This window comes from Kitasatospora sp. NPDC006697 (genome assembly GCF_042869935.1).
In the GTDB taxonomy this organism is placed as follows: Bacteria; Actinomycetota; Actinomycetes; order Streptomycetales; family Streptomycetaceae; genus Kitasatospora.
The window spans coordinates 247,647-257,449 of record NZ_JBIAGU010000012.1; the positions used below are offsets into that span (position 1 = coordinate 247,647).

Below are 9,803 nucleotides of genomic sequence, written 5' to 3' on the forward strand. Positions count from 1 at the left end.
GGAGCGACGTTTTCACGCCGAATTGACCGGGCCGAAACGGCCCGGTCGATTGCTGATCAGGCGGTGTAGGAAATCGTCGGCGCGGAGATCGCGAAAGTGTCGGTGGAGGCACCGGTACCGGCGGTGAATGCCGCCAGGACCTTGTTCGGCAGGGTCACGGCAACATCCAGTTCCTGCGTTCCGTCGATCTTCACGACGAGGTGGCTCTGCGTCGTGACGGTGATATCGATCTGGTGGCTCGACCCCTGAAGGGCCGGGATCGCCGTGTTGTTGGCCAGGGTGGTGAAACCGCCGGCCGCGCTGCTCGCGGTCGCGACGCCGAGCACCGGGGCGGTGTTGGCGCCGAAGTTGCCGAACACCGCCAGTCCGGTCACCACCGCGTTCAGACCGGAGACGCCGAGCCCGCTGCCGTTGCCGCCGAGCGCGGTCGGCGCGTTGCTCCCGGCGTCCAGCAGCGAGAAGGTCAGGCCGTCACCGGGCGAGGTGCTGGTGCCGCTGATCTGCTCGGTGAAGGTGGCGTGCAGGCCCAGTGGCGAGACCGCCTTGGCGTTCACCACTGATCCCTTGGCGGAGTGCTGGCCGTCGGTGGTCAGCGCGACCGTGCCGGCGTTGTCCACGGCGGTGCCGTTCAGCTGCCAGCTGCTGTCGGTGAAGCCGGGCAGCGTGCCGCCGCCGGTACTGGCCGGCTGGCCGGTGCCGGAGAGCGAGACGGTGACCGTGCCGCTGGTGGTGGTGACGGCGAGGGTGCTGTTCTGAGCGCCCGTCAGGCTCGGGGTGAAGGTGACCGGGATGCTGAGCGTGCCGCCGACCGGCACCGTGGTGCCGTTGGCCGGCAGGGTGGCGCCGAACGGGGCGGCCGGGGCGGTGGCGCCGGTGACCGTCTCGGTGGCGGTGCCGTTGTTGGTCAGCGTCACCGTCTGGGTGGCGGTGCTGCCGACGGTGGCCGAGCCGAAGGCCACGGCGGTCGGGGTCGGGGTCAGCGCCTGCGGGCTGCCGGTGGCGGTGCCGGGCGGGGTGATCACGATGTTGCCGACCGTGTGCACGTCGTTGGAGCCGCCGGTGGAGCCGGTGAAGCCCGCGTAGGCGCTGGCCGGGATGGTGCCGGCGGCCGGCACGTAGTCCAGCAGCGCGGTGCCGTCCAGCGACACCTTGACGTGGCCGCCGGCCACCGTGACCGCCACCTGGTGGGTGCCGGTGCGCAGGTTGGTGGGCGCCTTGGCCCAGGCCAGGTAGGTGAGGTTGTCGTGGCCACTGCCGGGGCCGGCCGCGATGCCGACGAAGTTGCCCATGCCGGTCTGGCCGCTCCAGGAGCTGGTCAGGTCGACGCTGAGCCCGGTCAGGCCGGAGAAGCCGAGGCCGCCGCCGGCCACGCCGGTGCCGGTGGCGCTGCCCTTGGCCGCGTCGACCAGGGCGAAGGTCATGCCGTCACCGCCGGTGCCGCCGTTCATGGTGGCGGCGAAGGAGGCGGTCAGGCCGTCGGTGGCGACCGGCGAGCCGTAGAAGGCGGAGCCGGACTGGTTGCCGGTCGCCGCGGTGAGCTGCAGGGTGCCGGCGGCCGGCTGGGTGGTGGAGCCGTTGGTCCGCCAGCCGGTCGGCGGGGCCGGCAGGGTGGCCAGGCCGGTGCCGTTCAGCTGCACGTAGAGGTCGCCCTGGCCGGTGTTGCCGGTGATCTCGTAGCTGTCGGAGGCCGGTCCGGCGGCGCCCGGGGTGAAGACCACCGGGACCGAGACGGACTGGCCGGGGCCGATCACGGTGCCCTCGGCGATGGCGTTGGGGCTGCTGAAGGTGCCGACCGGGGCCTTGGCCTTGTTCAGCGTGACCGGGATGTTGCCGTCGTCGGTGACGCTGAAGCTGAGCTGCTGCGAGCTGGTGCCGACCGGGACCGAGCCGAAGGCCAGGGTGGTCGGGGTGATCGTCAGGTGGCCCTGGCCGGTGACGGCCTGGCCGGTCAGCGGCACCGCGAAGGTGCCGGAGGTGGAGGTCACCGAGAAGGTGTCGGTGCTGTCCCCGGCCACCGTCGGGTCGTAGCTGACGTTGACGATGAACGAACCGCCCGGTGCGACCACGGTGCCGACGGCCGGCGCGCCGGTGACGGTCCAGGGCGCGGCCGGGCTGCCGACCGCGCTGATCGTCTCGCTGCCGGTGCCGGTGTTGGTGAACTGCACGCTGGTGGCCACCGGCACGCCGGTCGGCTCGTCGTCGAAGCTCACCGAGGACGGGGCGGTGCCGAAGCCGGCCTTCATGCCGGAGCCGGTGACCGAGAAGCCGACCGTGCCGGCGTCGGTGGCCAGGTTGACGATGCCGGAGGTGGCGCCCGCGACCGTCGGGGCGAAGGTGACCGGGATCGACAGGGTGTCACCGACGGCCATCGGGTGCGGCAGGGCCGGCGCGGTGACCGCGAACGGCGCGGCGGTGCTGACGGCGGTGACGGAGAGCGCCTTGGTGGCGGTGACGGTCAGCGTGCCGGTGCCCGAGGCACCGACGTTGACGTTGCCGAGCGCCACCGGGGAGCCGGTCAGCGCGGAGGCGGCCGGGCGGCCGAAGGCCAGCAGGTGGCCGTCCCGGCTGCCGATGTAGACCCGGCCGTTGGAGGTGGCCGGGGTGACGAACTTGGGCGCGACGCCGATCGGGCCGGACCAGAGCAGGGTCAGCGAGCCGTCGGCGTTCGGGGTGCCGTTGTAGGCGAGCAGGGTGCCGCCGTTGCCGTACATGTCGTTGGCCCGCTCCACCCAGACGGTGGAGGAGCCGGGGGTGGTGCCGGTGGAGGTGACCACCGGTGAGCCCTCGCTGAGGTACCCGAAGTTGATCGCGCCCCGGCCGACCAGGGCGAGCGCCGGGCTGCCGTTGCCGGCCGTGCCCAGCTTGAAGGCCTGCAGCGGGCCGCCGTTGCCGGAGTAGTAGACGTAGCCGGTGTCGCCGCCCCAGAACGCCGGGTGGCAGTAGCAGCCGTTGTAGGGGCCGAGGGTCTGCACGATGGCGTCGCCGCCGTTGGCGCCCTGGTCGTGGCCGCCGAGGTTGTCCCGGTCGAGCAGGAAGACCCGGCCGTCTTTGCCCTCCTCGACCGCCAGGTGCGGCACGGCGCTGTTGCCGTAGCCGTCCGGGATCGCCAGCACGCCGCCGGAGCCCAGGTCGCGGTCGTTGGTGTCCAGCACGCTGGCGTCGGAGGGGCTGAAGAAGTCGGTGGCCTTGAGCGAGCCGTCCGCCTGCACGCCCAGGCTGATGATCGACTCGGACATGGTGCTCGGCGGGGTGTGGCCGGGGCCGGGCGGCGGGGAGACGCCGTTGCCGGTGGAGAAGATGATGTGGCCCTGGGCGTCGCCGACCAGGCCACCGCCGCCGGCCCAGATGCCGCCGCCGTGGTTGGCGGTGCCGGTCTCGTCGGCCCACAGGGCGGTCTGCGCGCCGGCGGTGGAGACGCCGGCCACGTAGCCGCGCCAGGCGCCGTGGTCGCAGACCGAGCCGAAGCCCGCGTAGACCACGCCGCCCATCAGCAGCAGGCCCGGCCGCTGGCCCTCCTCGACCGGGTTGAAGACCACGCTCGGGTCGTTGCTCGGCGAGCCGCCGATCTGCACCGGGAAGCCGGGCTTCTCGGCGCCGGTGGCCGGGTCGATCGCGTGCATCTTCCAGGTCGGCGCCTGGTGGTACTGGCCGCCGTCCTCCTTGGAGGTGAGGAAGACGTAGCCGCTGGCCGGGTCGTAGACCGGGGTGGAGGTGATGCCGATGTAGGGGGCCAGGTCGCCGCAGGACCAGGTGTTACCCGGGGTGGTGGGGCCGGAGGCGGGCCAGGGGGCGCCGTAGGCGTCGGTCCACTGGACGGCGCCGGTGGTGGCGTTCACCCCGTAGACGTGGTTGGTCTCGGTGGCCACCACCACGGTGTTGCCGATCACCACGGGGGCGGCGTAGACCTGGCCGTCCACCGGGGTGGAGAACTGCTGGCCGAAGTCCGAGGAGGCGACCTGGGCCGGCGTCAGGCCGGGCTCGTTCTGGTCCCAGCCGGTCCGGTAGGTGTCGGAGGAGATGGTGGTGGAGTCGGCCCGCGCGGCGGGCGCGGCACCCAGGGTGAGGGCACCGGTGCCGAACGCGAGCAGGGCGGTGCCGAGCAGGCCACTGGTCAGGCGGCGGACGGAGAGCGGCATGCGGAGCTGCCGTGGTGACATGTGAAACCCCCCAGAGCCCGCCCGGTCGTGCAGTGCCGGGCGGATGAGCTGAAGAGCTTAAGGTAGCGAGGGTTCAGCCGATCCGGATAACGTTTGGTCAACTCTTGAGTTACCGGCAGATGGCCGACGAGCTGCGATGATGTGATCGCTCGTCAGTTCCTCATCGCGTGGTCACGCGCAGGTGCCACCCGTGGGGCTGGAGGGGGCCCGCCTGCACCGTGCCGCCGGCCGCGGCGACCCGCTCCCGCAGTCCGGTCAGGCCCTTGCCGTCGGCGTTCTCGTGGGTGGCGCGGCCGTCGTCGCGGATCTCGATCGACCCGGCGGCCAGCACCACCGTGCAGCGGCTGGCCCGGGCGTGCCGCACCACGTTGGTCACCGCCTCGCGCAGCACCCAGGCGAACAGCTCCCGGTCGGCCTCCGCCACCGCGTCGGTGGCGGTCGGCAGATCGGCGGCCACCCCGGCCGCCCGCAGCAGCTCCCGCCCGCGGGCCAGCTCGCCGGCCAGCGTCACCTCGCGGTACCCGGCCACCGCCGCCCGGACGTCCGCCAGCGCCTGCCGGGAGAGCTGCTCCACCGCCGCCATCTCGGCCAGCCCCTGCTCCGGCGCCTGCGGCACCAGCCGCTGGGCCAGCTGGGACTTGACGGTGATCGCGGTCAGCGAGTGCCCGAGCAGGTCGTGCAGGTCCCGGGCGATCCGGTTGCGCTCGGCCTCCTGGGCCAGCCGCTCCACCTCGGCCTGGGCGGCCCGCAGCCGCTCGTTGGTGCTGGCGATCTCGGCGAAGGCGGAGACCACCAGGGAGTTGAAGAGCAGCGCCAGCGCCTGGAAGACGCCCGGCCCGGTGTGCCAGGTGGGCACCGCCCAGGGCACCAGCAGCGCGGCCAGCGTGCCGCCCGCCACCGCCCGCGCCGTCCACTCCCGCTTCACCACCACCAGCACCGAGACCACCACGATGGCCAGGAAGAACGCGTCGGCCCTGGTGAACGGCACCTCGGCGGCGAACAGCAGCACGAGCGCCCAGAGCAGCACCAGCGCCCTGCGCCGCCGCCCGAGCGCCAGGGCGGCGATGGTGGCCAGGTAGCAGCCGGCGAAGGCCGCGACGATCAGGTACGCGGCGACGGCGGCCGCGCCGTGTGTGTGGCGGGAGACCGAGGCGGCGGTGATCCCCGGGTAGACCAGCATCCCGTTGGCCAGCAGCATCCGGCGCCAGCCCTGCGACCAGTGCTGCCGTGCCGTGGTGCTGCTGCTCATCGGTCTCCTCCCGTGGGGCCCGGCGTAGGCGGGTTCAGGATCCCACGGTCCGGTGCGGTTCCCCGGCCAGGGCGGCGGCGAACTCGCCCTCACCCCAGCCGGGGTGGAAGGCGTAGCTGTGCCGTTCACGCGTCCGCCCGAACCGGCCGCACCGACAGGCCCTCGCGGGGGATCACCGTGCGGCGAACAGCTCGCGCAGATGGCGGCCGTTCACCACGGCGGCCACCCCGAGCAGCGCCAGCCCGCAGGCGCCCTGCTCGATCCGCATCCAGACCGGCAGGCCGGGCTGCGCGGTGACGATGTAGACGATGGCGAGGGTCATCACGGCGGAGACGATCCGCAGTCTGCGGAACGCTCTGCGCGACCCGTCCGCGGCCCGGCCGGTGAGCCAGAGGGTGAAGGCCGCGCTGAGCACCACGACGACGCCCCGGCTCCAGACGACGGCGTTCACCTGGGTGTGGTGGTTGCGCATGATCACGATGGCGGCGAGGGTGGCGACGCTGAGCCCGAGGTACGCGAGGACCAGCGTGCGGACGGTGCCGAAGGCACGGACGGTGGCGGGGTGCTTCAGGTCGGTCTTCTTGGTCATGGCGGCAATGGTGGCCGCCGGAGGGCGGGGACGGGCAGTGTGCGGGGGCACCGGGTGCGCGTGACATTTGTCAGGCCCTTGAGGTGACTGGCCGTCAGCTGGTGCCGCGTCAGTCCAGGCGCCCCGTGGTGGCGACCACCACGCCCAGCCCGATCATCGCCATCCCGCCCGCCCCGCCCACCGCGCGCAGCCGGCGCGGCGACCGCGCGAACCAGGAGCGCGCGGCGGAGGAGGCCAGGCCCCACACCGAGTCGCTGGTGAGCGCGATCAGGTTGAAGATCACCCCGAGGGCCAGCAGCTGCAGCGGCACCGGCGCGGCGCCGTGCCCGCGGGCGATGAACTGCGGGAGGACGGCGGCGTAGAAGACCAGCGTCTTGGGGTTGCTGATCCCGACCACGAACCCCTCCCCGAGGATCCGCACCCAGCTGCCCGCCTTCCGCTCGCCCGGGTTCATCGCCTCGAACGCGGCGGTGAGCGAACCCCGGTGGCGGTACGCCTTGACCCCCAGGTAGACGAGGTAGGCCGCCCCGCCGAGCTTCAGCACGGTGAGCGCCAGCGCCGACCCGGCGAGCAGCGGGCCCAGCCCGGCGGCGATGCCGAGGACGAGGAGGAGCGAGCCGCAGGTGTTCCCGACCACGCTGAGCAGCGCCGTGCGGCGCCCGTGCGCGAGGGCGCGGCCCATGACGAAGAGGACGCTGGGGCCCGGGATGAGGATCACCACGGTGGCGAGGGCGACGAAGGCGAGCAGGCGGTCTGTTGGCGGCATGTCCGGATGGTAGTGCGCGGGTGGAGTGGCGGGCGGGCGTTTTCGACTGCCGCGGCTGCGCCAGGGCGCAGGTCGCCGAGACGCGGTCGTACGGGGCTCGGGGCGCCCACCCCTGCGTACCGTCACCGCACACGACCTCGGGTCCGAACCCCGCACCGTCCAGGTTGGCTCGGGCTCGCGCCGCGACCTGCGGGTCCACCTCGACAGTGACGACGTTCTCGCTGCCGACCCGGTGGCTCAGGTAGGCGGCGGTCAGGCCGGAAGGATCGAGATCACCGGCATCGTGGGGACCTACACGAACCCCGGTCACGTCTTCGCCTACGACGACGGTGAGGTCCGGCAGGAGTTCTCCATCTGCCTCCTCGCCCGTCCCCTCGGCGGCGAGTTGCGCGTGTCCGACGAGTCGTACGAGGTCGCCTGGTTCGACCCCGCCGACATCGACGCCCTGCCCACGGTCCGGCGCATCCGCAAGCGGATCGACGACTGGCGCTCCGGGCGGGGGCCCGTGGTCCGGTAGCGCCGCGAGGGTCAGCCGGTCGTCTCGGTGCGGATCCACTCCAGGTAGGGAGCGCTGCCCGTCACGATCGGCACGCCCACAACCTCGGGCGTGTCATAGCCGTGCTGCTCGCCGATGAACGCCGTCAGCCGATCGGCGAGCTCCGCCCGGGTCTTGAAGTCGACCCGCCACTCGGGCTCCGCCTGCACCTCGCCGTCCCACCAGTACACCGAACTGATCGGGTACACCTGCGCGCAAGCCGCCAACCGCTCACGGACCACACTGGTGGCGAGGGCACGGGCCTTGTCCTCGCCGTCGTGGGTCGTGGTCACCACGATGAACTCACTGTTCGCCATCCTCCGAGCCTAGGTGCGCGGAGAGCCTACCGTCGTCACTATGACCATCCTCATCATCGGCGGCAGCGGCTTCCTGGGCACCGAGTTGGCCAGCCGAGCCGCATCGTCCGGGGAACCGGTGACCGCAACCTTCGCCACCGCCACGCCCGGCCGCATCCCCGGAGTCTCCTGGCAGCAGCTCGACCTTCGAGACGCCGACCGCATCGACGCCCTCCTCGCCGCCGCTCCCCCGCGCGTCATCGTCAACGCGACGAGCGGGGGCGCCGATTGGGCCATCACCGCCGAGGGCCCGATCCGCCTCGCGCAGGCCGCAGCGCGCCACGGCGCCCACCTGGTCCACGTCTCCAGCGACGCCGTCTTCTCCGGCTCCCGCGTGCACTACGACGAGTCCGGCCTCCCCGACCCGGTCACCCCGTACGGCGCGGCGAAGGCCGCCGCCGAGACCGGCGTCCGCCTCGTCCACCCCGCCGCCGCCGTCGCCCGCACCTCCCTCATCATCGGCGACCGCCGCTCCGAGCACGTCGCCCTGGTGCACGACCTCGCGGCCGGCGCCCGGGACGGCGTCCTGTTCACCGACGACATCCGGTGCCCCGTGCACGTCGCCGACCTGGCCGCCGCCCTGCTGGAGCTCGCCGCCTCCCCCGACGCGTCCGGCGTCCACCACCTCGCCGGGCCCGACGCCGTGAGCCGCCACGAACTCGGTGTCCTCATCGCCCGGCGCGACGGCCTCGACGCCGCCCGGCTCCCGTCCGGCCTACGGGCGCTCAGCCCCTCGCCCGGCGCGCTCGACGTCCGGCTCGACGGCCGCACCAGTCAGGGAAAGCTCCGCACCAGGCTCAGGGGCGCCCGGGAGTTCCTGGCTCCCGAGTCCAGCGGATGACCAGCGCGGCCATCCACCCGCGCGCCTCCTTCGGCGGAAGCGCGCTCACACCGCACCACAGTGCGCCGACGGCCCGATGCGCGCCCAGACCGACTTTCCGATCCCGTCACGCGGCCTGCTACCCCAGTCGACGGCCAACTGTTCGACCAGGTAAAGGCCTCGCCCGGACTCCTCGCACGCGGTCGCATCGCGGACCGTCGGCGTCCGGGCACTCGCGTCGTGGACCTCGATGACCAGCAGTTCCGCGCGGAGTTCCAGCCGCACGAAGAGCAGTTCACCGAACTGTCCGCCCCCCGGTCCGCCATGCAGGACCGCGTTCGCCACCAGCTCGCTCAGCACCAACTCAGCTGCACACAAGTAGAGTTCGCCGCTCCCGACGCCGGCGAGGAACTCACGCAGCCTGGCCACCGTCCTGATCAAACTCAGGGAGGAGGCCGGCAGGACACCCGACGAGGCCGCCGAGCGGATCGGCTGCCACCGATCGAAGATCAGCCGCGTCGAGAACGCCCGCCTCGGCATCTCGCTCGGCGAAGTGCGCGATCTGCTGCACTTCTACGGGGCGCGGGACGAGACGTACATAGAGGAGGTGGTCAGCCTCGCGCGGCGGAGCAACGAGCGCGGGTGGACGCAGAAGGTGGGGCTGACGGTCCCTTCGTACGTGGACTACGTCGACTACGAGGAGACGGCGGACTACATCAGGTCCTTCGAGCCGTTGGCCATCGCCGGTCTGTTGCAGACCGCGGACTACGCACGCGGCCTCCTGAAGGCGTCGCCCGCAATGTTCCCGAAGGAACGCATCGACGAGCTGGTTTCGGTCCGCATGCGACGCCAGGAGATCCTGTCGGCGGACCGGCCACCGCGTATCTGCGTGATCGAGGGCGAGGCCGCACTGAGGACGAAGGTCGGCGGCGACGCCGTGATGCGGCGCCAGCTCGAACACCTGGAGGCCCTGGCCGAGCATCCGAACGTCGAAGTGCAGGTACTGCCGTTCAGCGCGGGTGCCCACGCGGGTGTCAACGGCTCGTTCGTGCTCTTCAGCTTCCCCACTCCGGCCTTCTCGGACGTCGTGTGCGTGGAGCATCGAGCCGGGACGCTCTACATGGAGACCGAGGAGGAGACCGACGTGTATACGCTAACGTTCGACTCGTTGCGATCAACCGCCTTGAGCCCTCGGCGGAGCCTGGACATGATCACCCGGGTCAAGCAGGAGCTGTAAGAGGGTGTTCGATAGGGGATTCCCCCCAACTGTCCGGCTTTGATCGAGGTAGCACGGACTCGATTCCAGGATCTCGTGGCGGTCGGGTCCGTGT

General features: G+C 72.3%; 8 protein-coding genes and 2 pseudogenes. 3 read left to right on the forward strand and 7 right to left on the reverse strand.

Annotated elements, in window-relative coordinates:
- Positions 1 to 56: 56 nt before the first annotated feature.
- From ACFYNO_RS19375 to ACFYNO_RS19395, 5 genes and pseudogenes are all read right to left on the reverse strand, one after another.
- Positions 57 to 4,136: a choice-of-anchor D domain-containing protein gene (locus tag ACFYNO_RS19375; protein ID WP_388013291.1), complete on the reverse strand. Its 4,080-nt coding sequence runs from the start codon at positions 4,134 to 4,136 to the stop codon at positions 57 to 59.
- 181 nt (positions 4,137 to 4,317) lie between these two features.
- On the reverse strand, positions 4,318 to 5,406 hold the full coding sequence (locus ACFYNO_RS19380; protein WP_388013294.1) for a sensor histidine kinase: 1,089 nt from the start codon (positions 5,404 to 5,406) through the stop codon (positions 4,318 to 4,320).
- Between the two features lie 172 nt (positions 5,407 to 5,578).
- Entirely contained in the window at positions 5,579 to 5,995 is a 417-nt protein-coding gene (locus ACFYNO_RS19385) for a hypothetical protein (protein WP_388013297.1), read from the reverse strand.
- 109 nt (positions 5,996 to 6,104) lie between these two features.
- The gene (locus ACFYNO_RS19390; protein WP_388013300.1) at positions 6,105 to 6,761 is read right to left on the reverse strand and encodes a LysE family translocator; all 657 of its coding nucleotides are present in this window, start codon (positions 6,759 to 6,761) and stop codon (positions 6,105 to 6,107) included.
- 76 nt (positions 6,762 to 6,837) lie between these two features.
- A pseudogene (locus ACFYNO_RS19395) lies at positions 6,838 to 7,071 on the reverse strand (protein-L-isoaspartate O-methyltransferase); the annotation flags it as partial.
- Here ACFYNO_RS19395 and ACFYNO_RS19400 point away from each other — a divergent pair.
- Positions 7,027 to 7,278, forward strand: a pseudogene (locus tag ACFYNO_RS19400) (NUDIX hydrolase); the annotation flags it as partial. The pseudogenes ACFYNO_RS19395 and ACFYNO_RS19400 overlap by 45 nt on opposite strands.
- Before the next feature lie 11 nt (positions 7,279 to 7,289).
- On the opposite strand, the gene cutA reads toward ACFYNO_RS19400, so the two are convergent.
- Complete coding sequence (gene cutA, locus ACFYNO_RS19405) at positions 7,290 to 7,613, reverse strand: divalent-cation tolerance protein CutA (RefSeq protein WP_388013303.1); 324 nt, start codon at positions 7,611 to 7,613, stop codon at positions 7,290 to 7,292.
- A gap of 40 nt (positions 7,614 to 7,653) precedes the next feature.
- Here cutA and ACFYNO_RS19410 point away from each other — a divergent pair, with 40 nt between their 5' ends.
- Positions 7,654 to 8,493: an SDR family oxidoreductase gene (locus ACFYNO_RS19410; protein ID WP_388013306.1), complete on the forward strand. Its 840-nt coding sequence runs from the start codon at positions 7,654 to 7,656 to the stop codon at positions 8,491 to 8,493.
- Positions 8,494 to 8,538: 45 nt separating this feature from the next.
- On the opposite strand, the gene ACFYNO_RS19415 is transcribed toward ACFYNO_RS19410, so the two are convergent.
- Entirely contained in the window at positions 8,539 to 9,012 is a 474-nt protein-coding gene (locus ACFYNO_RS19415) for an ATP-binding protein (protein ID WP_388013309.1), read from the reverse strand.
- On the opposite strand from ACFYNO_RS19415, the gene ACFYNO_RS19420 reads away from it, so the two are divergent.
- Entirely contained in the window at positions 8,909 to 9,709 is an 801-nt protein-coding gene (locus ACFYNO_RS19420; RefSeq protein WP_388013337.1) for a helix-turn-helix domain-containing protein, read from the forward strand. The two genes, ACFYNO_RS19415 and ACFYNO_RS19420, sit on opposite strands and share 104 nt — an antisense overlap.
- Positions 9,710 to 9,803 lie beyond the last annotated feature (94 nt).

Bases quoted from the DNA above. Each gene is read 5' to 3' on its own strand.
- ACFYNO_RS19375 (WP_388013291.1), bottom strand. From the start codon at position 4,136: ATGCCGCTCTCCGTCCGCCGCCTGACCAGTGGCCTGCTCGGCACCGCC.
- ACFYNO_RS19380 (WP_388013294.1), bottom strand. From the start codon at position 5,406: ATGAGCAGCAGCACCACGGCACGGCAGCACTGGTCGCAGGGCTGGCGC.
- ACFYNO_RS19385 (WP_388013297.1), bottom strand. From the start codon at position 5,995: ATGACCAAGAAGACCGACCTGAAGCACCCCGCCACCGTCCGTGCCTTC.
- ACFYNO_RS19390 (WP_388013300.1), bottom strand. From the start codon at position 6,761: ATGCCGCCAACAGACCGCCTGCTCGCCTTCGTCGCCCTCGCCACCGTG.
- cutA (WP_388013303.1), bottom strand. From the start codon at position 7,613: ATGGCGAACAGTGAGTTCATCGTGGTGACCACGACCCACGACGGCGAG.
- ACFYNO_RS19410 (WP_388013306.1), top strand. From the start codon at position 7,654: ATGACCATCCTCATCATCGGCGGCAGCGGCTTCCTGGGCACCGAGTTG.
- ACFYNO_RS19415 (WP_388013309.1), bottom strand. From the start codon at position 9,012: ATGCCGAGGCGGGCGTTCTCGACGCGGCTGATCTTCGATCGGTGGCAG.